The sequence below is a fragment of the Pseudomonas sediminis genome, from assembly GCF_039555755.1.
GTDB lineage: Bacteria > Pseudomonadota > Gammaproteobacteria > Pseudomonadales > Pseudomonadaceae > Aquipseudomonas > Aquipseudomonas mendocina_D.
The window spans coordinates 1,619,222-1,644,900 of record NZ_CP154631.1; the positions used below are offsets into that span (position 1 = coordinate 1,619,222).

22 protein-coding genes and 1 pseudogene are annotated in these 25,679 nt (G+C 63.9%); 12 read left to right on the forward strand and 11 right to left on the reverse strand.

Annotated elements, in window-relative coordinates; translation table 11 throughout:
• Window positions 1-14 precede the first annotated feature (14 nt).
• Both AAEQ75_RS07750 and AAEQ75_RS07755 read right to left on the reverse strand, forming a co-directional pair.
• Complete coding sequence (locus AAEQ75_RS07750; protein WP_343351458.1) at window positions 15-2,573, reverse strand: TRAP transporter permease; 2,559 nt, start codon at window positions 2,571-2,573, stop codon at window positions 15-17.
• A 149-nt stretch (window positions 2,574-2,722) separates the two neighbouring features.
• Complete coding sequence (locus AAEQ75_RS07755) at window positions 2,723-3,694, reverse strand: TAXI family TRAP transporter solute-binding subunit (protein ID WP_125880660.1); 972 nt, start codon at window positions 3,692-3,694, stop codon at window positions 2,723-2,725.
• Between the two features lie 134 nt (window positions 3,695-3,828).
• Here AAEQ75_RS07755 and AAEQ75_RS07760 point away from each other — a divergent pair.
• The 3 genes and pseudogenes from AAEQ75_RS07760 to AAEQ75_RS07770 all read left to right on the forward strand — a co-directional run.
• Window positions 3,829-4,257 (forward strand): annotated as a pseudogene (locus AAEQ75_RS07760) (helix-turn-helix transcriptional regulator); the annotation flags it as partial.
• A 186-nt stretch (window positions 4,258-4,443) separates the two neighbouring features.
• Complete coding sequence (locus AAEQ75_RS07765; protein WP_343351459.1) at window positions 4,444-5,445, forward strand: LLM class flavin-dependent oxidoreductase; 1,002 nt, start codon at window positions 4,444-4,446, stop codon at window positions 5,443-5,445.
• A gap of 84 nt (window positions 5,446-5,529) precedes the next feature.
• A complete protein-coding gene (locus AAEQ75_RS07770; RefSeq protein ID WP_343351460.1) occupies window positions 5,530-5,955 on the forward strand; it encodes an OsmC family protein in 426 nt (141 codons plus the stop codon).
• Between the two features lie 59 nt (window positions 5,956-6,014).
• Here AAEQ75_RS07770 and AAEQ75_RS07775 read toward each other — a convergent pair whose 3' ends face one another.
• Complete coding sequence (locus AAEQ75_RS07775) at window positions 6,015-6,437, reverse strand: hypothetical protein (RefSeq protein ID WP_106734184.1); 423 nt, start codon at window positions 6,435-6,437, stop codon at window positions 6,015-6,017.
• A gap of 124 nt (window positions 6,438-6,561) precedes the next feature.
• Between AAEQ75_RS07775 and AAEQ75_RS07780 the strand changes: the two genes are divergently transcribed.
• Both AAEQ75_RS07780 and AAEQ75_RS07785 read left to right on the forward strand, forming a co-directional pair.
• Window positions 6,562-7,629, forward strand: coding sequence for an aminopeptidase (locus AAEQ75_RS07780; protein WP_343351461.1), 1,068 nt, complete (start codon window positions 6,562-6,564; stop codon window positions 7,627-7,629).
• A 58-nt stretch (window positions 7,630-7,687) separates the two neighbouring features.
• Window positions 7,688-7,918, forward strand: coding sequence for a DUF1161 domain-containing protein (locus tag AAEQ75_RS07785; RefSeq protein ID WP_106734182.1), 231 nt, complete (start codon window positions 7,688-7,690; stop codon window positions 7,916-7,918).
• Window positions 7,919-7,990: 72 nt separating this feature from the next.
• On the opposite strand, the gene AAEQ75_RS07790 is transcribed toward AAEQ75_RS07785, so the two are convergent.
• From AAEQ75_RS07790 to AAEQ75_RS07805, 4 genes are all read right to left on the reverse strand, one after another.
• Window positions 7,991-8,638, reverse strand: coding sequence for an HAD family hydrolase (locus AAEQ75_RS07790; protein ID WP_343351462.1), 648 nt, complete (start codon window positions 8,636-8,638; stop codon window positions 7,991-7,993).
• Window positions 8,639-8,697: 59 nt separating this feature from the next.
• Window positions 8,698-9,669 (reverse strand): hypothetical protein, encoded by a 972-nt coding sequence (locus AAEQ75_RS07795; RefSeq protein WP_343351463.1) that lies wholly within the window; start codon window positions 9,667-9,669, stop codon window positions 8,698-8,700.
• Window positions 9,670-9,814: 145 nt separating this feature from the next.
• A complete protein-coding gene (locus tag AAEQ75_RS07800; RefSeq protein ID WP_343351464.1) occupies window positions 9,815-10,315 on the reverse strand; it encodes a GNAT family N-acetyltransferase in 501 nt (166 codons plus the stop codon).
• Window positions 10,312-10,854, reverse strand: a complete 543-nt coding sequence (locus AAEQ75_RS07805) for a gamma carbonic anhydrase family protein (protein ID WP_084341995.1) — start codon at window positions 10,852-10,854, stop codon at window positions 10,312-10,314. The genes AAEQ75_RS07800 and AAEQ75_RS07805 overlap by 4 nt, the downstream gene beginning before the upstream one ends.
• Window positions 10,855-10,975: 121 nt before the next feature.
• On the opposite strand from AAEQ75_RS07805, the gene prlC reads away from it, so the two are divergent.
• Together prlC and AAEQ75_RS07815 are read left to right on the forward strand one after the other, a co-directional pair.
• Window positions 10,976-13,024 (forward strand): oligopeptidase A, encoded by a 2,049-nt coding sequence (gene prlC, locus AAEQ75_RS07810; protein WP_343351465.1) that lies wholly within the window; start codon window positions 10,976-10,978, stop codon window positions 13,022-13,024.
• The gene (locus tag AAEQ75_RS07815) at window positions 13,021-13,314 is read left to right on the forward strand and encodes a YheV family putative zinc ribbon protein (protein WP_343351466.1); all 294 of its coding nucleotides are present in this window, start codon (window positions 13,021-13,023) and stop codon (window positions 13,312-13,314) included. The genes prlC and AAEQ75_RS07815 overlap by 4 nt, the downstream gene beginning before the upstream one ends.
• A 69-nt stretch (window positions 13,315-13,383) precedes the next feature.
• Here the strand turns inward: AAEQ75_RS07815 and AAEQ75_RS07820 are convergent, their stop codons facing one another.
• Window positions 13,384-14,175, reverse strand: coding sequence for an AraC family transcriptional regulator (locus AAEQ75_RS07820; RefSeq protein WP_099526776.1), 792 nt, complete (start codon window positions 14,173-14,175; stop codon window positions 13,384-13,386).
• An 81-nt stretch (window positions 14,176-14,256) separates the two neighbouring features.
• Between AAEQ75_RS07820 and AAEQ75_RS07825 the strand changes: the two genes are divergently transcribed.
• The 3 genes from AAEQ75_RS07825 (at window position 14,257) to AAEQ75_RS07835 (ending at window position 17,288) form a co-directional block, all read left to right on the forward strand.
• Entirely contained in the window at window positions 14,257-15,243 is a 987-nt protein-coding gene (locus AAEQ75_RS07825; protein ID WP_343351467.1) for a bile acid:sodium symporter family protein, read from the forward strand.
• Between the two features lie 76 nt (window positions 15,244-15,319).
• On the forward strand, window positions 15,320-16,381 hold the full coding sequence (locus AAEQ75_RS07830; RefSeq protein WP_343351468.1) for a PA0069 family radical SAM protein: 1,062 nt from the start codon (window positions 15,320-15,322) through the stop codon (window positions 16,379-16,381).
• A gap of 178 nt (window positions 16,382-16,559) precedes the next feature.
• Entirely contained in the window at window positions 16,560-17,288 is a 729-nt protein-coding gene (locus tag AAEQ75_RS07835; protein WP_256834120.1) for a carbonic anhydrase, read from the forward strand.
• A gap of 251 nt (window positions 17,289-17,539) precedes the next feature.
• Here AAEQ75_RS07835 and oadA read toward each other — a convergent pair whose 3' ends face one another.
• Complete coding sequence (gene oadA, locus AAEQ75_RS07840) at window positions 17,540-19,351, reverse strand: sodium-extruding oxaloacetate decarboxylase subunit alpha (protein WP_115290400.1); 1,812 nt, start codon at window positions 19,349-19,351, stop codon at window positions 17,540-17,542.
• Between the two features lie 8 nt (window positions 19,352-19,359).
• Window positions 19,360-20,775, reverse strand: coding sequence for an acetyl-CoA carboxylase biotin carboxylase subunit (locus AAEQ75_RS07845; RefSeq protein ID WP_106734162.1), 1,416 nt, complete (start codon window positions 20,773-20,775; stop codon window positions 19,360-19,362).
• Between the two features lie 154 nt (window positions 20,776-20,929).
• On the opposite strand from AAEQ75_RS07845, the gene AAEQ75_RS07850 reads away from it, so the two are divergent.
• Together AAEQ75_RS07850 and AAEQ75_RS07855 are read left to right on the forward strand one after the other, a co-directional pair.
• Entirely contained in the window at window positions 20,930-21,904 is a 975-nt protein-coding gene (locus tag AAEQ75_RS07850; RefSeq protein ID WP_279922846.1) for a LysR family transcriptional regulator, read from the forward strand.
• Window positions 21,905-21,975: 71 nt separating this feature from the next.
• Complete coding sequence (locus tag AAEQ75_RS07855) at window positions 21,976-23,163, forward strand: XdhC family protein (RefSeq protein WP_279922847.1); 1,188 nt, start codon at window positions 21,976-21,978, stop codon at window positions 23,161-23,163.
• 268 nt (window positions 23,164-23,431) lie between these two features.
• Here AAEQ75_RS07855 and AAEQ75_RS07860 read toward each other — a convergent pair whose 3' ends face one another.
• On the reverse strand, window positions 23,432-25,672 hold the full coding sequence (locus AAEQ75_RS07860) for a xanthine dehydrogenase family protein molybdopterin-binding subunit (protein WP_279922848.1): 2,241 nt from the start codon (window positions 25,670-25,672) through the stop codon (window positions 23,432-23,434).
• Window positions 25,673-25,679: the final 7 nt, after the last annotated feature.

Sequence of the window (25,679 nt, forward strand, 5' to 3'; positions counted from 1 at the left end):
CAGTGCCAAGCCCGCTATGCGGTCTGCGCCAGCTTGCGACGGCGCTGCAGCAGTACCACGAGACCGAACAGCAGGAAGCCCGGAATCCACATCAACTCCTTCATCCAGCGGTCGGTCGGTGCCCGCACGCTGAGGATCTGCTGATCGAACTCGAGACCGGCATCGGCGGCCAGGCTGCCGAAGGTTACGCTGTCCACCAGCACCTTGTCGCCTTCCTCATAGAGGTTCAGGCCGAGCTTCTCCAGGCGCGCCTGGCCCGAAGCGCCATCCGGCACCGGCAGCAGCACGGTGAACTCACGCGGGTCGCCCACGGCGTTCTCGCCGAGAATGCGCAGGCGCAGCGAGCTACCGTCCTCTACCCCATCGAGCGCTTGCGCCAGCTCAGCCGGCGGCACTTCCTGATAAGGATCGTGCAGCATGTCCATCCAGAAGCCGGGGCGGAACAGGGTGAACGCCACCAGCAGCAGCAACACGCTCTCGTATAGGCGGCTGCGCACCAGGAAGAAACCCTGGGTGCCGGCAGCGAATATCAGCATGGCGATGGTCGCCACGATGAAGATGATCACGCCGTGCCAGAAGTCGACGTCGATCAGCAGCAGGTCAGTGTTGAAGATGAACAGGAACGGCAGCGCAGCGGTACGCAGGCTGTAGAAGAACGCCACGATACCGGTCTTGATCGGGTCGCCCTTGGACACCGCAGCGGCAGCGAACGAGGCCAGCCCCACCGGCGGGGTCACGTCGGCCATGATGCCGAAGTAGAAGACGAACAGGTGCACCGCGATCAGCGGCACGATCAAGCCGTTCTGCTGCCCCAGCGCCACTACCACCGGCGCCAGCAGACTGGACACCACGATGTAGTTGGCCGTCGTCGGCAGGCCCATGCCAAGAATCAGGCTGAACACCGCCACCAGCACCAGCATCAGCAGCAGGTTGCCCATCGACAGCAACTCGACCAGGTCGGCCAGCACCAGGCCAACGCCGGTCTGCGACACCGCACCGACGATGACACCGGCCGCCGCGGTGGCGATACCGATGCCGATCATGTTGCGTGCACCGGCGATCAGGCCTTCGCGCAGATCGACCACGCCATCGATGAAGGTGCCGTGCTCGTGACTGCCGTCGCGGCGCATCCAGCTCAGCAGCGGGCGCTGGGTGAGCAGGATGATGATCAGCATCACGCTGCCCCAGAAGGCCGACAGGCCGGGGGACAGGCGCTCGATCATCAGGCACCAGACCAGCACCACCACCGGCAGCAGGAAGTGCAAACCGGAGAGCAGCACCGCGCGGGTCTGCGGCAGCTCCTCCAGGGGCGCATTGGGATCTTCCGGCGGCAGCACCGGCACGCTGGCGGCGACTTTCAGCAGCGCCAGGTACACCACCGCGAGCAGCACGCCGATCACCGGCAGGGCATATTCGCCGAGCGCCGGCTTGAGCCAGCCGAGGCCGTAGTAGACCGCCAACGACAGGCCACTGATCAGCGCTGCTCCGAAGGCGAAGCCGGTCAGGCGACGCAGCCAGGGCTTGGGCTGATGGCCGCCAATAGGTTGCAGGCCGAGCTTCAGCGCCTCGAGATGGACGATGTAGAGCAGCGCGATATAGGAAATCGCGGCAGGCAGAAAGGCATGCTTGATGATCTCGACATAGGGCATGCCGATGTATTCGACCATCAGGAAGGCCGCAGCGCCCATCACCGGCGGCATGATCTGGCCGTTGACCGAAGACGCCACCTCGACCGCGCCGGCCTTCTCCGAGGAGAAGCCGGTGCGCTTCATCATCGGAATGGTGAAGGTACCGGTGGTGACCACGTTGGCGATCGACGAACCGGAGATCATCCCGGTCAGGCCGGAGGCCAGTACCGCCGCCTTGGCCGGGCCGCCGCGGAAGTGGCCGAGCAGGCTGAATGCCAGCTGGATGAAGTAATGCCCGGCACCGGCGCGCTCGAGCAGAGCGCCGAACAAGACGAAGAGGAAGACGAAGCTGGTGGACACGCCCAGGGCGATACCGAACACGCCTTCTGTGGTGATCCACTGGTGGTTGGCCAGCGCGTTGAAGCTGACCCCACGGTGCGCCAATATCCCCGGCATATAGGGGCCGGCCAGACTGTAGATGAGAAAGACCAGGGCGATGATTGCCAGGGGTGGGCCGAGCGCGCGGCGCGTGGCTTCCAGCAGCAGGGGAATACCGATGCAGGCGGTAACCAGGTCGCCCGTGGTCAGGCTGCCGGGGCGCAGGGCCAACTGCTGATAGAAAATGAACAGGTAAGCAGCACTGGCCGCGGCGACCAGGCCTAGCGCGATATCCATCAGCGGTACGCGATCACGCGGCGAGCGCTTGAACGCCGGGTAGGCGAGAAACGCCAGCAGCAGGGCGAATGCCAGGTGAATGGCACGGGTCTGGGTATCGTTGAGGACGCCAACGCCGAAGATGAACGGCAGTGGCGAGGCGATCCACAATTGGAACAGCGACCAGAGCAAGGCAAGGCCGGTGATCACCTGGGCCATCGGGCCGACGGGCATACGCGCGCCGACATCCTGGGCGATCAGTTCCTCGGTGGAAAGTTGCTTGTCATGCATGGGGCGAACCTGCATTCGAGTAATCGGAGAACGGCAAAACCCGCGGGCCTGCGCCTGCGGGTTTGTTTAACACTAGAAGCGAATCGAGTGATGCGCCTGGCGACGCATCACTAATGGCCCTGGCGGATCGACCGGCAGAGCCAGAGGGCTTACAGCCAGCCGCGCTCTTTGTAATAACGCTCGGCGCCCTCGTGCAGCGGGGCAGTCAGACCGACCTTGATCATGTCCTCTTCCTTCAGGTCAGCGAAGGCCGGGTGCAGACGCTTGAAGCGATCGATATTGTCGAATACCGACTTGACCAGCTGGTAGACCACCTCCGGGTCAGCCTTGGCGCTGGTGGACAGCACGGCCTTGCCGCCGATGGACGGAGTCGGCTGGTCGTTGCCCTTGTACAGACCGCCAGGGATGTCGGCCTTGGTGTAGTAGGTCTTCTCGGCCAGCAGCTTGTCGATCTCGGCGCCGGTCACCGGAACCAGGACGGCGTCGGTGGTGGTGGTGGCTTCCTGGATCGCGCCGTTGGGATGACCGACGAAGTAGGTCATGGCATCGATGTTGTTGTCGCCCAGAGCACTGGCCTGTTCAGCCGGCTTCAGCTCGGCAGCCAGGGCAAAGGCGGAGCGATCCCAGCCTTTGACGGCCATGATCTCTTCCAGGGTGTCACGCTGGCCGGAACCCGGGTTGCCGACGTTGACGCGCTTACCCTTGAGGTCGTCGAAGCTGGTGATGTTGGCGCTACGACGGGCGAGGACGGTGAACACTTCGCTCTGCAGCGAGAACACCGCGCGGATGTCGCTCATTGCACCTTCGGCTTCGAACGGCGCAGCGCCGTTAAGGGCCTTGAACTGGTGGTCAGACTGCATGATGCCGAAGTTGAATTCGCCGCTGCGAATGCCATTGACGTTGGCCACACCGCCGCCACTGGCTGGCGCGTTGCACTTAATACCGTGCTCAGCCGAGCCACGGTTGAGGAAGCGGCAGATGGACTGGCCGGCAACGTAATAGACGCCTGTCTGGCCGCCGGTGCCGATGGTGACAAATTTTTCTTCAGCCTGTGCCATACCACTCAGGGCAGTACCCGCGAGCGCGGCGGACAGGACCCATGCCAAGGATTTGCCTTTCATGGGATATCTCCTTTTTTCTGTTGTTTTGAGCGAGCGTGCCTTGTGAGCGACGTCCGGGTGGGAAGTCTAACCGCTTGCGGCGAATATGCACGCCTTGTTGGTCAATCGGTCGTAACCGCTTATGTGAGGCGCGGGCTATCGCCCTGCCCCGCGCGCTGTGCCAGAAGCCCCTGATCCAGGCCAACCTGCCGCTGCAGCAACTGCTGCGTCAGCATGCCGAAACGCTGCTCGCCCGCTTGCCGAGCGCAAGCCTAAGCGCGCGGGTTATCGGCCAGCTCGGCGAACAACTGGCGCATGGCGAGCCCGATCGCGCAGAACTGGCCCGTCCGCTGAACCTGAGCGAACGCACCCTGCAGCGCAGGCTGGCCGAAGAGGGCTGCAGCTACCAGCAACTGCTGGCCGACACGCGTCGCCAACTGGCCGAACAACACCTGCGCGACGGCCGCCTGCCAGCGGCGGAAATCGCCTTGCTGCTGGGCTACTCCGAGCCCAGCGTGTTCTTCCGTGCCTTCCGCCAATGGACCGGCCTGACGCCTGGCGAGTACCGCACCCAGCACGGCGCAGGCTCGCTCGCCAACACGGCTATACGCGGGCCATGCGGCCCATCATGGCCAGGCCGTCCGCGCCGCGAACAGCCTGCCACGGTATCAGCACATCACCTGCGTCGATGATGACTATGCCTGCGCTTGGCGTGCGCAGCCTGAACCGGAGAGGTTAGAGTAGCCGGCCACGCAACGAGGAGACTCCCTATGAGCCGACTGGCCTCCATCAAGCTCTCCACCCTCGACTTGGCGCCGATTCGCGACGATGGTGATGCCGCTCAAGCCCTGCACCATTCGCTGGCGCTAGCCCGCCATGTCGAGAGTCTCGCCTTCGAAAGATTCTGGGTGGCCGAACACCACAACATGGACGGCATCGCCAGCTCCGCTACCTCCGTGCTGCTCGGCTACCTGGCCGCCGGCACCTCGAAGATCCGCCTTGGTTCCGGCGGGGTGATGCTGCCCAACCACGCGCCGCTGGTGATCGCCGAACAGTTCGGCACCCTGGCCACGCTCTACCCTGGGCGGATCGAGCTGGGTCTGGGCCGCGCGCCCGGCGCCGATCAGTACACCGCCCATGCCCTGCGCCGTAGCCGTGATGGCAGCGCCGACGACTTCCCCAATGACGTCGAAGAACTACAGGCCTACCTCGGGCCGCGCCAGGAAGGACAGCGGGTGATCGCCATGCCTGGTGCAGGGACCAATGTGCCGATCTGGTTGCTCGGCTCCAGCCTGTTCAGCGCTCAATTGGCCGGCATGAAAGGCTTGCCCTACGCCTTCGCCTCGCACTTCGCACCGCGCTATATGCACGAGGCGGTGCGCACCTACCGTAACCACTTCCGCCCCTCGGCAGTGCTGGACAAACCTTACGTGATGCTCGGCGTGCCGCTGCTGGCAGCCGATAGCGACGAGCAGGCACAGTACCTGGCCACCTCCGCGTTCCAGCGCATCCTTGCGCTGATCCGTGGCCAGAGCATGGTGCAGCGCAAGCCGGTGCCAAGCATGGACGGCCTATGGCTGCCGCACGAGCGTCAGGCCGTGGGCGAGTTCTTCGGCCTGGCCGCCATCGGCGGGCCGCAGACCGTGCGCCAGCGCCTGGAACAGTTGCTGGAGCAGACCGAAGCGGACGAGCTGATCTTCACCTGCGACATGTACGACTTCGCCGACCGCCTGCACGCCTTCGATATCCTCGCCGAGCTGCAGAACAGTTGAAGGCGAACTTTGTGTGCGTTACCGCCCTCTGAATCAGAACAGGCCGCCAGACCGGCGGCCCCGTTCATACGATGGGAGACGCACATGAAGAAGACAGCTTCAGCCCACTGGCAAGGCGGTATCAAGGACGGCAAAGGCACTATCTCCACTGAAAGTGGCGTCCTCAAGGAATCGCCTTATGGCTTCAACACCCGCTTCGAGGACAAGCCCGGCACCAATCCCGAAGAGCTGATCGGCGCCGCTCATGCAGGCTGCTTTTCCATGGCACTGTCCAAAGAGCTGGGCGACGCTGGCATGACTGCCGAGAGCATCGACACCAAGGCGCAAGTGACCCTGGAGAAGGTGGAAGGCGGCTTCGAAATCAGTACCGTGCACCTGACGCTGCGCGCGGAAATTCCAGGTGCAGATCGCGCCGCCTTCGAGAAAGCGGTGGAAGCGGCCAAGACCGGCTGCCCAGTCTCCAAGGTACTGAAGGCCACGATCACCCTGGAAGGCATACTCGAAGCCTGACCTCGCAGCGGCGGCGCACCCGATGATCAGCGGCGTGCGCCGTGCGCAACAGCCTCGGCCTAGATGGCTGTCCCACAACGCATTACCTCACCCCGCGCCAGCACATTGCGCTGCTCGTCATACAGCCACGCCTGCGCCTTCATCAGCTGTTGGCGTGCTTCGACGCGGTAGCGCTGGCCGGCCGCAAAGTCGTCGTAACGCAGGCGAATCTCGCAGGTCATGCGCAATGGCTCGCTCTGCATACCTATCGAGCCACCACTACGCACCTCGAACTGAAAGCGCGTTTCCAGCTCATGCTTGCCGGGCGTCACCTGGAAGTAGCGGCCATCCGGCCAGCGCTTGCCGTCCAGGCGGTCGGCCATCAGCAAGGTATCGGCGCTGGAATACAGTTCGACCCAGGCCTGCTGCGGGTCCGGCTTGGGCAGGGGAGAAGCACAGGCCCCGAGCATCATCAGGGCGGGAGCGAGAAACAGGGCGCGCATGGCGACCTCCACGGTAGGGTTCATACACCAGCCTACATCGGGAAGCAGGCAAAACCGAGGCGCAACGGGCGTATTCGAACCAGTGGGGCTGGAGACAACCCCTGCGATCAGCTAGCGTGACGACATGCCCAACGCCTTCCCTAAAGACCTGCTGCGCCGCTATGCGGTTCCCCTGCTCGCCCTGCTGCTGGGCGGCTGCTCGACCCTCGATTACTACGCCCATCTCGGCCAGGGCCAATGGCAATTGCTGCAGGCGCGCCAGCCAGTCGAACGGCTGCTAAGCAACCCTGCGACAGACCCCGACCTGGCCAGGCGCCTGACGCTGAGCCAGCAAGCGCGGGACTTTGCCAGCGCGCAGCTGCAGCTGCCCGAGAACCGCAGCTATCGCCTGTACGCCGACCTGGAGCGTCCCTTCGTGGTGTGGAATGTCTTCGCCACGCCGGAGTTTTCCCTCGACCCCGAGCTGCATTGCTTCCCCATCGCCGGTTGCGTCGCCTACCGCGGCTACTACCAGCAGGGTCGCGCCCACGGTGCTGCCGCGCTACTGCGCCAAGAGGGCCTGGATACCTACATCAGCGGCGTCGAGGCGTACTCCACCCTGGGCTGGTTCGATGACCCACTGCTCAACACCATGCTGCGCTGGAGCGACGAGCGCTTCATCGCGGTGATCTTCCACGAGCTGGCGCACCAGCAGTACTACCTGCCGGGCGATACGGCCTTCAACGAGTCCTTCGCCACCTTCGTCGAGCGCGAGGGGCTGCGTCAGTGGCATTCGGCCCGCAATGAAACACCGCCGGCCAGCGATGATCGCCAACGCCAGCAGTTCATCGAGCTGGTGCTGGCAAGCCGCGAGCGCCTACAACAGCTCTACGCCAGCGACCTGCCGGAGTCAGCCATGCGCATCGCCAAACAGGCCGAGTTCGAGCGCCTGCGCCGCGACTACCGTGCCTTGCGCCAGCGCGAATGGGGCGGCCAGGGTCGCTATGACGCCTGGATCGAGAGCCCGCTGAACAACGCCAAGCTGCTGCCCTTTGGCCTCTACGATCAATGGGTGCCGGCTTTCGCAGCACTGTTCGCCCGGGAAGAACGGGACTGGCGCGCGTTCTATGCCGCAGTCGCAGCACTCGGTCGGTTGCCGCAGGCAGATCGTCGGGCCGCGTTGGAAAGCCTGATGCAAGACGACCAGAACTGATTGGCACATTGCCAGTCCAACCTATTCAGGTTTTCGCCCAACACCGGAGGTACAAGCGATGCAACGACTGATTCCCGCCCTGGCCCTGATGCTCCTTGCTGGCGGTGCGCTGGCCGCGCCCAAGCCCTGCGAAGAACTCAAGCAGGAAATCGAAGTGAAGATTCAGGCCAACAACGTGCCCAGCTACACCCTGGAAATCGTGCCCAACGCCGAAGTTCAGGATCAGAGCATGGTCGTCGGCAGCTGCGACGGCGGCACCAAGAAGATCGTCTATCAGCGCAACGGCTGATACACCCTGTAGGAGCGAGCTTGCTCGCGAAGCTTTCGCTTTCATTCGCGAGCAGAGCTCGCTCCTACAGTTTCAGCAGATGAAGGCCTGACGCATTTCCTCCAGCGTTTCGAAGTGGAAGTCCGGCGCCTCGCCGAGCAACTCCTCACGACTACCGAATCCGTAACCGACCGCCACCGCCTGCAAGCCATTGCTGCGCGCGCCGATCAGGTCATGCTTGCGGTCGCCGATCATCAGCGCCGAGCCGGGCGCCAGTCCTTCCGACTCCAACAGATGCGCCAGCAGCTCCACCTTGTTGGTGCGGGTGCCATCCAGCTCACTGCCATAGATGCGCGTGAAGTAGCGGTCGAAGCCGAAGTGCCGGGCTATTTCCTCGGCGAACACCGTCGGTTTGCTGGTCGCGATATACAGCGTGCGGCCCTGCGCCACCAGAGCCTCGAGCAGCGTCTCTACGCCATCGAACACACGATTCTCGTACAGCCCGGTCACCCGGAAGCGCTCGCGGTAGTGATTGACCGCCTGCCAGCCGGTGGCCTCATCCAGCGCGTAGGTGGCCATGAAGCACTGCAACAAGGGCGGGCCGATGAAATGCTCCAGCGCGGTCAGGTCCGGCTCGTCGATACCCAGCTTGGCCAACGCGTACTGCACCGAACGGGTGATGCCCTCACGCGGGTCGGTCAGGGTGCCGTCGAGGTCGAAGAGAATGGTGGAGTGATGCATGGCGGGCGCCTATTCGCAATCGGAACGGCCGCGAAGGATACCCGCCTTTGTCAGCTGGTTCACGCCTGAGCGGCCTGCGCGCGGTAGCCCCAACGCAGCCCGAGGCGAGTGAACGGCCACAGCAGCGCCAGTTGCAGCAGGCTGAAGAACAGCATCAATACAAGAGCGTCGCCCAGTCCAAGCCAAAGCAGCGCTAGCAGCACGATGCCGCAAAGCAGTGCACTGCCTATCCACATTGACAGGGTGATCGCCACCGCCGCGGCCAGCTGTCCGCCATTGAATCCTCGCACCTGCGCCGGCAGTGCCGCACGTGCGGTGAAGAACGCGACCAGCAGATACAGCCCGGCATTCACCAGGTTGACCAGTGCCTCCCAGCCCTGCAGCTCGTACCCGTAGGCCATGCCGCTCAGCAGCTGGGTGGTCATTCCGGCTAGTTGCAGGGATGCCACCACGACGGCGAGCGCGAAGCACCAGGCCAGTGTCGCCCCCGGCACCTGCAAATCGTCAGCGACTACTTCGGCCTGGTGTCGAAACAGGTGCAGCAGCAGCCAGAGCGGTAGCAGCACCTCGAGGCAAAAGGTCAACAAACCGACGCCCCACCAGCCGAAGCCCATCAGCAGGCGCCCACTGCTGTAGGTATCCGTCTGCTCATACAACCACATGTACAAATGCCCCGAGGCGTACCCCAGCCCCCAGCTCAGCAACAGATACAGCACCCCATAGCTCACCAACAGCACTGCCGGCTGCCGGTAACTCGCCAAGCTGTGGCGCTCCATATAGAAATTGGCCAGCCAGTAGACACCCAGCCCGGCCATCAGCAAATGGGTTAGCCAGTAGCTGGCGACGTAACGCAGCCAGAACATGGCATCGGTGGCGATATCGTTCATCAGCCACCCGATCAGCGTGACAGCAATGCTGACCACGCTTATCAGCAGCGCCACACCCACCAGATGCAGCGGCAACACCGGCAGTTGCCTTGCGCCCAATGTCGGCGCGAGCGGTTCGGGAGCGAAGGGATTGGGTTCGGTCATGGGGCGATCCTTGTCGTCGAAACAGTCCGTTGGAGGTAGTCGGAGAATAACTACCTTGTTGACGCTGGAAAGTGCAAAAGCCCATTTGCGTGCTGCAGTCGATGCAGACACCAGGCTACTCATCCGCCTTACTAGCGCGTGCTTATCAGTCCAGCAAACTACGAAACATCACATGGCAATCCACCAATCCATGCCGGGCGTGGCGGTAGGCCTTGGGCAAAGTGCCGACTATCGCGAAGCCGTGTTTCTGCCACAGCGCGACCGCGACCTCGTTGGTGGCCACCACGCTGTTGAACTGCATGGCGCGGAAACCCAGCTCGCGTGCCACCTGCAGCGAATGGGCGCAAAGGCGGCTGGCGATGCCGCGGCCACGGGCGGCCGGGGCGGTCATATAGCCGCAGTTGCACACGTGATCGCCGGGCCCAGCGGCGTTGGCCTTGATGTAGTAAGTGCCGAGAATCTGCCCGCCCTGCTCGGCAACGAAGGTCGCGCGGGGCAGTTCGACCCAGGTTTTCCAGGCCGTTTCGCGATCCATGTTCGAGTCAAAGGCGTAGGTTTCCTGCGCCTGCACCACGTCACGGATGATCGGCCAGACCTGGTCGAAATCGGCCGCTTCGATGGGGCGGATGATCAGTTCATCGCTCACTGGTCGTAACCTTCGGCCAGGTGCAGATCCTTGAGTTTCACGTAGTTGCCGGCCGTGTAGCTGAAGAAGTTGCGTTCCTTGTCGGTCAGCGGGCGGGCCTGTTTCACCGGGCTGCCGACGTAGAGATAGCCGCTTTCCAGGCGTTTGCCCGGCGGCACCAGCGAGCCTGCGCCGATGATCACCTCGTCCTCGACCACCGCGCCGTCCATGACGATGCTGCCCATGCCGACCAGAATCCGGTTGCCCAGGGTGCAGCCATGCAGGGTGACCTTGTGCCCGACGGTCACTTCATCACCGATGATCAGCGGGTAACCATCGGGGTTGAACGGCCCGGCGTGGGTGATGTGCAGCACGCTGCCGTCCTGCACGCTGGTGCGCGCGCCAATGCGGATGCGGTGCATGTCGCCACGGATCACGGTCATCGGCCACACCGAGCTGTCCTCACCCAGTTCGACATCACCGATGACCACGGCGGAGGCGTCGACGAAGACGCGCGCACCCAGTTGGGGGAGGTGTTGCTGGTATTTGCGAATCGCCACGATAGAGACTCCTGGGCTGCGGGAAAGCTTGATTGTAATTAAGATGGCCCCCATATCGACTGCAATCGTCCTGGGATTTTCCCCGGCGCAGCCTCTCTTCCTTCGCCACAGGTGCCTCGTCGTGACCGCGAACAATCCCCTGCTGCAAGACTTCGACCTGCCGCCCTACTCGCAGATCAAACCGGAGCACGTCGAGCCCGCCGTCGACCAGATCCTGGCCGACAGCCGCACGGCCATCACCAAGCTGCTTGAACAGCAGCAGACCAATCCGAGCTGGGATGGCCTAGTGCTGGCGCTGGACGAGCTGGGCGCGCGCCTGGGCCGCGCCTGGAGCCCGGTGAGCCACCTCAACGCGGTGTGCAACAGCCCTGAACTGCGCACGGCCTATGAGGCCTGCCTGCCCAAACTGTCGGAATACTGGACGGAAATGGGCCAGAACAAGCCGCTGTTCGAGGCCTATGACGCACTGGCCAAGAGCCCGGCTGCGGCCAATTTCGACGTGGCGCAGAAGACCATCCTCGAACACGCGCTGCGTGACTTCCGCCTGAGCGGCATCGACCTGCCGGCCGAGCAGCAAAAGCGCTACGGCGAAATCCAGATGCGCCAGTCCGAGCTGACCAGCAAATTCTCCAACCAGCTGCTCGACGCCACCCAGGCCTGGACCAAGCACATCACTGATGAAGCGCGCCTGAACGGCCTGACCGACTCGGCCAAGGCACAGATGAAACAGACCGCCGAGGCCAAGAGCCTGGACGGCTGGCTGATCACCCTGGAGTTCCCCAGCTACTACGCGGTGATGACCTACGCCGACGACCGCGCGCTGCGCGAAGAGGTGTATGCCGCCTACTGCACCCGCGCCTCCGACCAGGGGCCGAATGCCGGGCAGAACGACAATGGCCCGCTGATGGCCGAGATTCTCGACCTGCGCCAGGAGCTGGCGCGCCTGCTCGGTTTCGCCAACTACAGCGAGCTGAGCCTGGCCAGCAAGATGGCCGAATCCACCGACCAGGTGCTGAGCTTCCTGCGTGACCTGGCGGTACGCAGCAAGCCCTTCGCCGAGCAGGATCTGGCCGAGCTGAAAGCCTTCGCCGCCGAACAGGGCCTGGATGACCTGCAAAGCTGGGACGTCGGCTACTACAGCGAGAAACTGCGCCAGCAACGCTACAGCATCTCCCAGGAAGAGGTGCGCGCCTGGTTCCCGGTGGACAAGGTGCTCACCGGCCTGTTCGCCATCGTGCAGAAGCTCTACGGCATCGAGATTCGCGAGCTGAAAGACTTCGACACCTGGCACCCGGACGTACGCCTGTTCGAGATTCAGGAAAACGGCCAACACGTCGGCCGCTTCTTCTTCGACCTCTACGCCCGCGCCAACAAGCGTGGCGGCGCCTGGATGGACGGCGCCCGCGATAAGCGCCGCGACGCTAAGGGCAAGCTGATCGCCCCGGTGGCCAACCTGGTGTGCAACTTCACCCCGCCGGTCGGCGGCAAGCCGGCGCTGCTGACCCACGATGAGGTCACCACCCTGTTCCACGAGTTCGGCCACGGCCTGCACCACCTGTTGACCTGCGTCGAGCATGCCGGCGCCTCGGGCATCAACGGTGTGGCCTGGGACGCGGTCGAGCTGCCCAGCCAGTTCATGGAGAACTGGTGCTGGGAGCCGGAAGGCCTGGCGCTGATCTCCGGCCACTATGAAAGCGGTGAGGCGCTGCCGCAGGCCATGCTGGACAAGATGCTGGCGGCGAAGAACTTCCAGTCCGGGCTGATGATGGTGCGCCAGCTGGAGTTCTCCCTGTTCGACTTCGAGCTGCATGCCACCCACGGCGACGGCCGCAGCGTGCTGGACGTGCTCGAAGGCGTGCGCGCCGAGGTCTCGGTACTGCGCCCACCGGCCTACAACCGCTTCGCCAACGGCTTCGCACATATCTTCGCCGGTGGCTATGCGGCCGGTTACTACAGCTACAAGTGGGCCGAAGTGCTCAGCGCCGATGCCTTCTCCAAGTTCGAGGAAGAAGGTGTGTTCAACGCCAATACCGGCCGCGCCTTCCGCGAGGCGATCCTGGCCCGTGGCGGTTCGCAGGAGCCCATGGTGCTGTTCGTCGACTTCCGCGGTCGTGAGCCGAGCATCGATGCCCTGCTGCGCCACCTCGGCCTGAGCCAGGAGGCCGCATGAGCGACGCCCCGGTGAACAGCACGCCAAAACGCTTCATCGCCGGCGCCGTGTGCCCGGCGTGCAGCGAGACCGACAGCATCAAGATGTGGAACGTCGACGGCGTGCCGCACCGTGAATGCGTCAAGTGCGGCTATGCCGACACCCTCGACGCACGCGGCAACTCGGTGCCCAAGGAGATTCCCACGCGGGTCAACGTCAGCGGTCTGAAGCCCAAAGTGGCCGATCCCAACGTGCAGGCGGTGCAGTTCTTTCCTAATCCCAAGCTGAAGAAACCGAGCGAGCCCACCTAGTCCGGGCATTCTCGGGTGGGTTAGCGGTGCCGAGCGCCGATGCTGCAGGCGAGTTGCACCCGCATGACTTTACTCGCGGAAAAACTCCCCGGGCGTCGCACCGAACTGGCGGCGAAAGGCAGCGATAAACGCCGATAACGAGTCGTAGCCGCAGGCCAGCGCCACGTCGGTGACACGCTCGCCCTGCTCCAGCGGGGTGAGCGCATCGAGCAGGCGCTGGCGCTGGCGCCACACGCGAAAGCTCAGGCCCGTTTCACGCAGGAACAACCGGCTCAGGGTCTTTTCCGACACCCCCAGGCGCTCGCCCCATTCGGCCAGCCCCAACTGACGCAGCGTGGCATCCTCCAGCCCCTGACACACCTCGCGCAGCCGCGCGTCTTGCGGCAACGGCAGCATCAGCGCCACGTCCGGTGCAGCGCGCAATTCGTCCAGCAACACCGCAGCCAGCCTGCCCGGCGCGCCCTGCTCGTCATACTCGGCCGGTAACGCACTGAAGCCGCGAATCAGCTCGCGCAGTAGGGGGCTGACCGCCAGCACCCGGCATTCGGCCGGCCCCCAGGGCACCGCGCTACCGTCGATGTACAGACTGCGCATCTCGGTACGCGGCGAGCTGAACACCTGATGCTCGACACCTGCCGGTACCCACACCGCGCGCTGTGGCGGAGCGACGAAGCGCGCGCCAAGAGTCTGCACCTCGAGTACCCCGGCGATGGCGTAGGACAGTTGCACCCAAGGGTGCGTATGGCGAAAGGTCAGGGCGCGGTTGGTCAGCGATTCAGTGCGGCCATAGAGTGGCCGAGGCAGGCTCGGCAGCTCGGGCAGGCTGCGATGCAGGGTGGCGGGCTGTCTGTTTGTCGACACTTGCTGGCTCTTTAGCGTTAGCCGGAAATTTTCGATGACGATAGTCTGGCGCCCTCCTGTATCGCAAGTCCGAGATTCGCCATGTTCCTGCGCCGCCTGCTGCCCGACAATTTCACCCTGACCCTGCTCGCCGTGGTACTCGCCGCCACGTTGCTGCCTGCCAGCGGCCAGATCGCCACGATCTTCGAGTGGATCACCAACCTGGCCATCGCCCTGCTGTTCTTCATGCACGGCGCCAAGCTGTCGCGCCAGGCGATTCTTGCGGGTGCCGGGCACTGGCGTCTGCACCTGCTGGTGTTTGCCTGCACCTTCATCCTCTTCCCGCTGCTCGGCCTGGCGCTCAGTCCAGCACTGGAGCCGCTGCTGGGCAAAGAGCTGTACCTGGGCATGCTCTACCTGTGCGCCCTGCCGGCCACCGTGCAATCGGCCATCGCCTTCACTTCGCTGGCGCGCGGCAACATCCCGGCGGCGATCTGCAGCGCTGCAGCCTCCAGCCTGCTGGGTATCTTCCTCACCCCGCTGCTGGTGGCCTTCCTGATGGGCGTGCACGGCGACAACGGCTCGACCCTCGACGCCGTCGGCAAGATCAGCCTGCAGTTGCTGCTACCGTTCGTTCTCGGCCAGATCGCTCAGCGCTGGATAGGCGGCTGGGTAAACCAGAACAAGAGCTGGCTGAAATACGTCGACCAGAGCTCGATCCTGCTGGTGGTCTACACCGCCTTCAGCGCCGCGGTGATCGGCGGCCTGTGGCAGCAGGTACCGCTGGCCACTCTGCTACTGGTGATTGCCGCCTGCTGCGTGTTGTTGGCGCTGGCCCTGATGTTGACCCACCTGCTGGGCAAATGGATGGGCTTCAGCCTGGAAGACCGCATCACCATCCTCTTCTGTGGCTCGAAAAAGAGCCTGGCCACCGGCGTGCCGATGGCACAGGTGCTGTTCGCCGGCAGCGCCATCGGCGTGCTGATCCTGCCGCTGATGCTGTTCCACCAGATCCAGTTGATGGTCTGCGCGGTGCTGGCACAGCGTTACGCCAAACGCGAGGAGGCACCGCAGACCGCGGCCGTCTGATCGGCACCACGATAGAAGGGACTTGCTCGGGCGCTAAATAACTGTATTTTTATACAGTATATTTTGGAGTCCGAGCATGTCCGTCAGCCTGCCGCCACGTGGCCGTGGCACCGCCAGCAACCCGCACAACCGCTATGCGCCAACCCGCTCGCAGCAGGAAGACGACGGCTGGTATCAGGACGAAACACCACCAAGTCGCGCCACCGAAGTGCGCAAGGAGCAGGCGAAGACGGCGATCACCCGCAACAACTCGCCGGACGTCGGCTTCGACCGCTCGGTGAATCCCTACCGCGGCTGCGAGCACGGCTGCATCTACTGCTTCGCAAGGCCAACTCACGCTTACTGGGACATGTCGCCAGGCATCGACTTCGAAACCCGTCTGATCGCCAAGACCAACCTGGCCGAGCGCCTCGAAGAGCAACTGCAGAAACCCGGCTACGTGCCGCAGCCGATTGCCCTTGGCATGAATACCGACGCCTACCAGCCCATCGAGCGTGAACAGCGCCTGACCCGCCAGACCCTGGAAATCCTGCTGCGCTACAAGCACCCGCTGCACCTGATCACCAAGGGCTCGCTGATCCTGCGCGACCTCGACCTGCTCAGCGAGCTGGCCCAGCACAACCTGGTCAGCGTGGCCTTCAGCCTGACCACCCTGGATGACGAACTGAAACGCATCATGGAGCCGCGTACCGCCGCCCCAGCTGCTCGCCTGCGTGCCATGCGCACGCTGCACGAGGCAGGTGTTCCGGTGAGCGTGATGTGCGCGCCGATGATTCCACAGATCAACGACATGGAGCTGGAGGCGCTACTCGAAGCCGCCCGTGATGCCGGCGCCCGCTCGGCCGGCTACGTGCTGCTGCGCCTGCCGTTGGAGATCGCCGGGGTGTTCGAGGAGTGGCTGCAGGTGCACTTTCCGGATCGCGCCGCGCACGTGATGAGCCTGATTCGCCAGAGCCGCGGCGGCAAGAATTACGACAGCCGCTTCGGCAGCCGCATGCGTGGCGAGGGCCTGTTCGCTGACCTGCTAGAACAGCGTTTTCGTCTGGCGCGGCGCAAGCTCGGCCTGGATCGGCGCGGCAGCGTGATGCTGGACTGTTCGCAGTTCTGCCCGCCCGGTGCGCAATTGAGCCTGCTCTGAACGCACGCCCCGCTCTGCCCTCTAAAAGCAGATAACCCGGCCACTGACGCTGCGCATCAATTGCAAAGATCTGCAGGTTGTCGCGCCGTTTGGCGCAGGAGAAACTTGCCGTGTGACTCGCGCAGCGCAGCGACAGTCGTTTTAGCAGCGTATTTTCGATAACAAAGAGGTTCAGGGCATGCCTTACAAACACCAGGTGATTCCGCTTCAGACCCACGAGGGCACCGAAACCGCCGATCAGGCGCTGCACAGCATCGTCGATGGCTTCAAGCGCTTTCGCAACGAGGTCTTCCCGCAGCAGGAAGAGCTGTTCAAGAAGCTCGCCACCGCCCAGAACCCCCGCGCCATGTTCATCACCTGCGCCGACTCGCGCGTGGTGCCGGAACTGATCACGCAAAGCTCGCCCGGCGACCTGTTCGTCAACCGCAACGTCGGTAACGTGGTGCCGGCCTATGGGCAGATGATGGGCGGCGTTTCCACCGCCATCGAATACGCGGTGATGGCCCTGGGCGTGCAGCACATCGTCGTTTGCGGCCACTCCGACTGCGGCGCGATGAAGGCCGTGCTCAACCCGGCATCGCTGGAAACCATGCCCACGGTAAAAGCCTGGTTGCGCCATGCCGAAGTCGCCCGCAGCGTGGTGGCAGAGAACTGCAACTGCAGCGACGACAAGGAAACCCTGGCAGTGCTCACCGAAGAAAACGTGGTGGCGCAGCTCAACCACCTGTGCACCCACCCTTCGGTAGCAGCCAAGCTGGCGCGCGGCCAGCTGTTCATCCATGGCTGGGTGTACGACATCGAAACCAGCCAGATCAAGGCCTACGATGCCGAGCTGGGCAGCTTCCTGCCGCTCGACGGCGACAAGATCCCGATGGCCACACCGCGCTCGCGCTTCCCGCAGGACTGAAACGCGCCGGCCGGAGTCAAGGCTCCGGCCGGCTGAAGGGAAAAGGCCATGCCCCGCGCAAGCGGTGCTGATCGCCTGCGCTGTACTTGCGCACCTGGGGCATGACCAGAGAACTGCAGTAAAAAAAGGAGCCTTGCGGCTCCCGGGTCTCAAACCCTGTGGCGCCTCATGCGAAGCGCCTGCGAATAAAAAAGGAGCCCGGGTTACGCCCCGTCAAACTTGCCCATCCAACAGGCCGGGCTCCATAGAGGTTAACCTTCGATTTCCACCAGTACTTCGCCCGGATTGACGCGGTCGCCCTTGGCCACGTGAACGGCCTTGACGGTGCCGGCAATCGGCGCCTGTACTTCGGTTTCCATCTTCATTGCTTCGGTGATCAGCACCGCCTGACCCGCCTTGACCGTGTCACCTTCCTTGACCAGTACATCGACGATGTTGCCTGGCATGGTGGTGGAGACGTCGCCCGGTGCAGCGGCCTGTTTACGCTTGCCACCGCTGCCTGCGACGAAATCGTTGAGCGGCTCGAACACCACTTCTTCCGGCATGCCGTCGATGGACAGGTAGAAGTGACGCTTGCCGTCGCCCTTGACGCCAACACCAGTGATGTCCACACGGTAGCTTTCGCCATGCACGTCGACCACGAACTCGGTTGGCACGCCCTCACCGCCCACCGGCGCGGCCTTGCCCTGACCATTCGGCATGGGCAGCAGCTCTTCCGGTTTGAGGGTGCCGGCCGCGCGCTCTTCGAGGAACTTGCGCCCGATATCGGGGAACATGGCGAAGGTCAGCACGTCCTCTTCGGACTTGGCCAGGCTGCCGATCTCTTCACGCAGGCGCGCCAGCTCGGGTTTGAGCAGGTCGGCCGGGCGCACGTCGATCACTTCTTCGCTGCCGATGGCCTGCTTGCGCAGTTGCTCATCGACCTTGCCCGGCGCCTTGCCGTAGCGACCCTGCAGGTACAGCTTCACTTCGTTGGTGATGGTCTTGTAGCGCTCGCCGGCCAGCACGTTGAAGAACGCCTGGGTGCCGACGATCTGCGAAGTCGGCGTCACCAGCGGCGGGAAGCCGAGGTCGGCACGCACGCGCGGAATCTCTTCCAGCACTTCGTTCATGCGGTTCAGCGCGCCCTGCTCCTTGAGCTGGTTGGCCAGGTTGGAAATCATCCCGCCCGGCACCTGGTTGACCTGCACGCGGGTATCCACGCCGGTGAACTCGCTCTCGAACTGGTGGTATTTCTTGCGCACGGCATGGAAGTACATGCCGATTTCCTGGATCAGCTCCAGATCCAGGCCGGTGTCGAACTCGCTGCCCTTGAGCGCGGCGACCATCGACTCGGTGCCCGGATGGCTGGTGCCCCAGGCCAGGCTGGAGATGGCGGTGTCGATGTGGTCGGCACCGGCTTCGATGGCCTTGAGCTGGCACATCGAACCGAGACCGGCGGTGTCGTGACTGTGGATGAACACCGGCAGGTCGACTTCGCTCTTCAGCGCCTTGACCAGTTCGAAGGTGGCGTACGGCGTGAGCAGGCCGGCCATGTCCTTGATCGCGATGGAGTCGATGCCCATCGCCTGCATGGCCTTGGCCTGGGCGACGAAGGCCTCGTTGGTGTGCACCGGGCTGGTGGTGTAGGCGATGGTGCCCTGGGCATGCTTGCCGGCAGCCTTGACCGCCTCGATGGCCACGCGCAGGTTACGCACGTCGTTCATCGCATCGAAGATGCGGAACACGTCGATGCCGTTGACCGCTGCCTTGGCCACGAACGCCTTGACCACGTCATCGCTGTAGTGGCGATAGCCGAGCAGGTTCTGCCCGCGCAGGAGCATCTGCAGACGGGTGTTGGGCAGCGCAGCCTTGAGCTGGCGCAGGCGCTCCCACGGGTCTTCCTTTAGGAAGCGCACGCACGAGTCGAAGGTGGCGCCGCCCCAGACTTCCAGCGACCAGTAGCCGACGCGGTCGAGCTTGTCGCAGATCGGCAGCATGTCTTCGGTGCGCATGCGCGTGGCCAGCAGCGACTGGTGGGCATCGCGCAGGACGGTATCGGTAACGGTGATCTTCTTGCTCATGATGTCCCCTACAGGCCCGCGTGGGCAGCGATGGCGGTGGCGATGGCGATGGCCAGGTGCGACGGGTTGCGCTTGATCGAGTACTGGGTCAGTTCCGGGTGGCTTTCGACGAAGCTGGTATTGAACTGGCCGCTACGGAATTCCGGGTTACGCAGGATTTCCTGGTAATAAGGCGCGGTGGTGCGCACGCCCTGCACGCGCATGTCGTCCAGTGCGCGCAGGCCGCGGTCCATCGCCTCTTCCCAGGTCAGCGCCCAGACGATCAGCTTCAGGCACATCGAGTCGTAATAGGGCGGAATGGTGTAACCGGTGTAGATCGCCGTGTCGGTGCGCACGCCAGGGCCGCCGGGCGCGTAGTAACGGGTGATCTTGCCGAACGAGGGCAGGAAGTTGTTCTTCGGGTCTTCGGCGTTGATCCGGAACTGCAGGGCATAACCGCGGTGGATGATGTCTTCCTGCTTGACCGACAGCGGCAGGCCGCTGGCGATGCGGATCTGCTCGCGAACGATGTCGATGCCGGTGATTTCCTCGGTGATGGTGTGCTCCACCTGCACCCGGGTGTTCATCTCCATGAAGTACACCTCGCCTTCAGCGAGCAGGAACTCCACGGTGCCGGCATTCTCGTAGCCCACCGCCTGCGCGGCGCGCACGGCGAGGTCACCGATATAGGCGCGCTGCTCGGGAGTGAGCTGCGGGCTCGGGGCGATTTCGATCAGCTTCTGATTACGGCGCTGGATCGAGCAATCGCGCTCGTACAGGTGCACGGTGTTGCCGAAGCTGTCGGCGAGGATCTGCGCCTCGATATGCTTCGGATTGACGATGCATTTTTCCAGGAAGACTTCGGCGCTGCCGAAGGCCTTGGTCGCCTCGGAAATGACCCGCGGGTAGGCCTGCTCCAGCTCCTCACGGCTGTTGCAGCGGCGAATGCCACGACCGCCGCCACCGGAGGTGGCCTTGAGCATCACCGGGTAGCCAATGCGCTCGGCTTCACGCAGGGCTTCGGCCAGATCGGCGACGTTGCCTTCAGTGCCGGGGGTGCAGGGCACGCCAGCGGCCATCATGCTGCGGCGGGCTTCGGTCTTGTCGCCCATGCGGCGGATGACTTCCGCGCTCGGGCCTATGAATTTGATCCCACGTTCGGCGCAGATCTCTGCAAGTTCGGCATTTTCGGACAGAAAACCGTAACCCGGGTGCAGCGCATCGCAGCCGGTTTCCACGGCCAGGTTGACCAGCTTGCGCGGGTTCAGATAGCCAGCCAGCGGGTCTTCACCAATGCTGTGCGCTTCGTCGGCACGCTTGACGTGCAACGCATGACGGTCCGCATCGGAGTAGATCGCCACCGAGCGGATACCCATCTCGGCGCAAGCTCGCACGATGCGGACGGCAATCTCACCACGGTTGGCGATCAGTATTTTTCTTATCACGATCCAATCCTCAGCGCAGAGCTGCAAGGGCCGCTGCAACAGTTGGTTGCAAACGTGGTGAAACCCTATCCGGCTGTACGAATTAACAAAAATGAATAATTATTTGATCGTGCATAAGTAATTACTTATGAATTGATCGAACGAGGGCGAAAACGTGCGTAAAACCCTGCTGCGCATGACGCTGCGCCAGCTTCAGGTGTTCCGAGCGGTGTGCGAACACGGCTCCTACAGCCGCGCAGCCGAGGACATGTCACTGACCCAACCGGCCGTGAGCCTGCAGATTCGTCAGCTGGAAGAGCTGGTCGGCCAGCCCTTGTTCGATTATGTCGGCAAGAAGCTTTACCTGACCGAGGCAGCCGAGGCACTCAAACGGGCCAGCAGCGATATTTTCGGCCGCCTGGAGAGCCTGGATATGCAGCTGTCAGACCTGCAAGGCTCACTGCAGGGGCAGCTCAATTTGTGCATCGAATCCAGCGCCAAGTACTTCATTCCCCACCTGTTCGCCGAATTTCGCCGCCAATACCCGGATGTCATTCTTAACCTGACAGTGGTCAACCACGCCCTGGTGGTGCGCCGCCTGACCCAGAGCCGCGATGACCTGATGATCATGAGCCAGGTACCGCAGGACATGGCGCTGGACTTCATGCCCTTCCTCAACAACCCGATCATCGCCGTGGCACCGCCCGATCACCCGCTGTGCGAGGCGGACAGCCTGCAGTTGCAGGACCTCACCACCTACCCACTGCTGATCCGCGAAAGCGGCTCAGGCACTCGCCGCGCCTGCGAGGAGTACTGCCACCAGAAACGCGCACACTTCCCACATACGTTGGAAATCGGCTCGCTGGAGTCGCAGCGCGAAGCAGTGCTGGCCGGGCTCGGCATTGCCCTGCTACCGCGTGATGCGGTGCGCCTGGAGTTACAGCATGGCCTGCTGCGCGAGCTGCCGGTGGCCGAGTTGCCCTTGCAGCGCAGCTGGTGCGTGGTGAATATCCGCGGTCGCCGTCTGTCCCCGGTGGCGCAGGCCTTCGTCGACTTCATCCGCACCGAACGCGCGCGCATCGTCAAACTGGCTGAACGCTTTCAGGCCATCAGCGCAGGATCGGGCAAGAATCTCGCAGGATCGGCCTAACCCTTCTTAACTGGCATACGGGACATTGGCAGCCTGGGATCGCTCCACCAAAACCTGCCTGGGAGAAACCAATGCTGTCGGGAATCAGCGCCCTGCTCGGCGCCATCCACGCGCTCGAACACGATAACGGCCAGGCCGTGCTCGCCACCGTGGTCAAGGTCGAAGGCTCGGCCTACCGCCGCCCCGGCGCGCGCATGCTGATCCCGCTCTACGGCGGCACCGTGGGCACCATCAGCGGCGGCTGCCTGGAGTCCGAGGTAGCGAAGAAGGCCTGGTGGCTGACCGATAGTGGCGACGCCGTGATTCGCCGCTACAGCACGGCCACCCAGGACGACGATGATGATCAGGACGCCGCACTGACCTTCGGCCTCGGCTGCAACGGCACCGTGCACGTATTGCTCGAACGCCACAGCGCGGAAAAGCCGCTGGCGGTGCTCGAGTTGCTGCGCCAGGTGCGCGAAAGCGGCCAGGCCGGGGCGGTCGCCACGGTGATCGGCAGCTATCGCAACGCCCGTGTACGCGTGGGCGAGCGTCTGTATCTGCATCCATCACTGAGCGACGGCAGGCGCCTACTCGATTCCGCACTCGACGCCGAGGTTCGCGCCGATCTGCAACGAACCCTGACCGATGGCCGCTCCTCGCTGCGCAGCTACCGCGACGAGCGTGGCGAGATCGAGGTGTTCTGCGAATACCTGGCGCCGCAGCGACGCCTGGTGATCTTCGGTGCAGGGCATGATGCGCAGCCTCTGACGCATATGGCCAAGCTGCTGGACTGGCACGTCACCGTGGTCGATGGCCGTGCCCATTTCGCCCGCGCCGAACGCTTCCCCGACGCCGACACCGTGCTGCAGGTCGATGCCCGGCCACCTTACGAGCTGCACACACTCACCGACGGCGCCATGGTGGCGATCATGAGCCACAGCTACAGCCAGGATCGCCATTGGCTGGGCAGCGTGCTGCAGGGCGCGCCTGCCTATATCGGCCAACTGGGGCCACGTGACCGCACCGAACGCCTGCTGGACGAGATTCGCCAGCATAGCCCGCACTTGCCGGCACTGGAACGCCTGCACTACCCCATCGGCCTGGATATCGGCGGTGATACGCCGGAGAGCGTGGCCACGGCGATCCTCGCCGAGATGACGGCCGCCATTAACCAGCGCACAGGCGGCATGCTCAAGCATCGCCAGGCAGCGATCCATACGCCAACGCCGCAGGGCGCAAGCGATATCGAGCCAGCGACCAGACTGACCGCCTCCTGAGCAAAGCCCCGGATTGCATCCGGGCTACGGCCTGACACAGATTCGTAGGGTGGGCTTCAGCCCACCACAGCTGGCGGGCTAAAGCCCACCCTACACAATGCATGGATGCAGGATGCCAGAGCCGAAAGGACCTCCCATACAAAGCGCCTTCTCTAACCCCATCCGATCTACCGCCCGGCGCGCCCCTTGTGGGAGGGGCTTTAGCCGCGACCGGCTGAAACAAAAACGCCCGGGCAAATGCCCGGGCGTTTGTTTACCGCGTCTTCGGTCAGGCCTTGATCTGCGCCGGGAATGGCAGCTTGCGCAAACGCACGCCGGTCGCTGCGAACAGCGCGTTGGCCAGAGCTGGCGCCAGCGGCGGCACGCCCGGCTCACCGACACCGGTCGGGTTCTCCGCCGACGGCACGATGTGCACCTCGACCTTGGGCATCTCGTTCATGCGCAGCACCTGGAAGTCGTGGAAGTTCGATTGCTCGACCCGTCCTTCCTTCAAGGTGATCGCACTATGCCGGGCAGCCGCCAGGGCGAAGCCGATACCGCCTTCCATCTGCGCCTTGATCACATCCGGATTGATCGCGATGCCGCAGTCCACCGCGCACACCACGCGATCCAGACGATAGCTGCCATCGGCCTTCACCGTGACCTCGGCGACCTGCGCCACGAATGAGCCGAACGATTCATGCACGGCAATGCCACGCCCGCGCTTCTCGCCCTCGGCGCCCGCCGCCAGCGGCTTGTCCCAGCCGGCCTGCTTGGCGGCCAACTCCAGCACACCGCGATGACGCGGATGACTGTCCAGCAACGCGTGGCGGAAACTGTAAGGGTCCTGCCCAGCCGCGACAGCGGCCTCATCGATCATGGTTTCAGCGACGTAACCGGTGTGGGTATGCCCCACCGAGCGCCACCAAAGCACCGGCACCTTGATATTGGTCGGCGTGCTCAGCTCCACCTGCAGGTTGGGCACGGCGTAGGAGAGATTGGAGAGGCCCTCGACCGAGGTATGGTCGATGCCTTCCTTGATCATGAAGGGCTCCATCGAGGTACCGGTCATGATCGACTGCCCAACGATACGGTTGTGCCACGCCTGCAGCTTGCCGGCCTCATCCAGGCCGATGCGCACGCGGTGCAGGTACAGCGGTCGGAAATAACCGCCACGGGTATCGTCCTCACGCGTCCAGACCATTTTCACCGGCGCATCCACGCCCTTGTCATGCGCGGCCTTGGTGATCGCCACCGCCTCCAGCAGGTAGTCCGACACCGAACCAGCACGGCGACCAAAGCTGCCGCCGGCATACAGCTGGGTCAGCGAAACCTGCTCGGGCGTCAGGCCCAGGTAGCTGCTGATGATGGCTTGGTCGACGGTCTGAAACTGCTCGCCGTTCCAGATTTCGCAGCGGTCGCTGGCAAGCTTGACCAGGCAGTTCATCGGCTCCATCGCCGCGTGCGCCAGATAAGGAAACTCGTAGTCGGCCTCAACGGTTTTCGCCGCTTGGGCCAGCACCGCATCGGTATCGCCCTTGCTCGTGGCCGGCCGACCTGGCTTGCCCGCATCCTCGCGGTATTGCGCGAGAATTTCCTCGCTGCCAAGGGTGAAGGCCTGGCTCTCATCCCAGTCGATCACCAGCGCATCGCGCCCCTGGCGCGCCGCCCAGGTGTTCTTCGCCAACACGGCGACGCCCGAACGACCATGGGGCAGGTCACGAAACTCCACCACCTCGACCACATCACGCACGGCCTTGGCCTTGCTGCTGTCGACCGAGCGCGGCACACCGCCGAAACGCGGCGGATAGGCGACCATGGCCACCAGCATGCCGGGCAGCTTGAAGTCCTGGGTGAAGATGGCGCTGCCATCGGTCTTGCCCGGGCTGTCCTTGCGGCGCAGCTCGCGCTTGCCGATCAGCTTGAAGTCCTTCGGGTCCTTGAGCTGCACCTGCTCCGGCACCGGTAGCGAGGCTGCCGCCTCAACCAGCTCACCGAAGCCAGCACTACGGCCGGAGCCGGCGTGACTGACCACGCCCTGGCTTACGCTGATTTCACTGGCCGGCACGCCCCAACGCTGTGCAGCGGCTGCCACCAGCATGGCCTTGGCAGTGGCGCCGGCGTTGCGCATCTGCTCCCAGGAGTTGGCCATAGCGGTGCTGCCGCCGGTACCCTGCATCGGGCCAAAGGCGAGGTTGTTGTAGCGTTTCACATCGGCCGGCGCGCCTTCGACGCGCACCTTGTCCCAGTCGGCATCCAGTTCTTCGGCCAACAAGGTGGCCAGGCCCGTGTAGCTGCCCTGGCCCATTTCCAGGTGTTTGGCCAGGACGGTCACCGTGCCATCGAGGTCGATGCGCACGAAGGCGTTCGGCTCCAGCGGGCCGCCTGCTGCGGCCAGCGCATCCATGCCGCGCAGCAGCGGCGCGAAGAAAATGCCCAGCGCCAGGCCACCGCCACCCTTGAGCAGGGTGCGACGGCTGACATTGAGGATGCCGCGAGTGGCGCTATCGGGAGTTTCGATCTTGCCCATGTCTATG

Bases quoted from the DNA above. Each gene is read 5' to 3' on its own strand.
- AAEQ75_RS07790 (WP_343351462.1), bottom strand. From the start codon at position 8,638: ATGCATCACTCCACCATTCTCTTCGACCTCGACGGCACCCTGACCGAC.
- AAEQ75_RS07835 (WP_256834120.1), top strand. From the start codon at position 16,560: ATGCCTTACAAACACCAGGTGATTCCGCTTCAGACCCACGAGGGCACC.
- oadA (WP_115290400.1), bottom strand. From the start codon at position 19,351: ATGAGCAAGAAGATCACCGTTACCGATACCGTCCTGCGCGATGCCCAC.
- AAEQ75_RS07815 (WP_343351466.1), top strand. From the start codon at position 13,021: ATGAGCGACGCCCCGGTGAACAGCACGCCAAAACGCTTCATCGCCGGC.
- AAEQ75_RS07830 (WP_343351468.1), top strand. From the start codon at position 15,320: ATGTCCGTCAGCCTGCCGCCACGTGGCCGTGGCACCGCCAGCAACCCG.
- AAEQ75_RS07785 (WP_106734182.1), top strand. From the start codon at position 7,688: ATGCAACGACTGATTCCCGCCCTGGCCCTGATGCTCCTTGCTGGCGGT.
- AAEQ75_RS07775 (WP_106734184.1), bottom strand. From the start codon at position 6,437: ATGCGCGCCCTGTTTCTCGCTCCCGCCCTGATGATGCTCGGGGCCTGT.
- AAEQ75_RS07825 (WP_343351467.1), top strand. From the start codon at position 14,257: ATGTTCCTGCGCCGCCTGCTGCCCGACAATTTCACCCTGACCCTGCTC.
- AAEQ75_RS07755 (WP_125880660.1), bottom strand. From the start codon at position 3,694: ATGAAAGGCAAATCCTTGGCATGGGTCCTGTCCGCCGCGCTCGCGGGT.
- AAEQ75_RS07765 (WP_343351459.1), top strand. From the start codon at position 4,444: ATGAGCCGACTGGCCTCCATCAAGCTCTCCACCCTCGACTTGGCGCCG.
- AAEQ75_RS07795 (WP_343351463.1), bottom strand. From the start codon at position 9,669: ATGACCGAACCCAATCCCTTCGCTCCCGAACCGCTCGCGCCGACATTG.
- AAEQ75_RS07770 (WP_343351460.1), top strand. From the start codon at position 5,530: ATGAAGAAGACAGCTTCAGCCCACTGGCAAGGCGGTATCAAGGACGGC.
- AAEQ75_RS07855 (WP_279922847.1), top strand. From the start codon at position 21,976: ATGCTGTCGGGAATCAGCGCCCTGCTCGGCGCCATCCACGCGCTCGAA.
- AAEQ75_RS07780 (WP_343351461.1), top strand. From the start codon at position 6,562: ATGCCCAACGCCTTCCCTAAAGACCTGCTGCGCCGCTATGCGGTTCCC.
- AAEQ75_RS07750 (WP_343351458.1), bottom strand. From the start codon at position 2,573: ATGCATGACAAGCAACTTTCCACCGAGGAACTGATCGCCCAGGATGTC.
- AAEQ75_RS07860 (WP_279922848.1), bottom strand. From the start codon at position 25,672: ATGGGCAAGATCGAAACTCCCGATAGCGCCACTCGCGGCATCCTCAAT.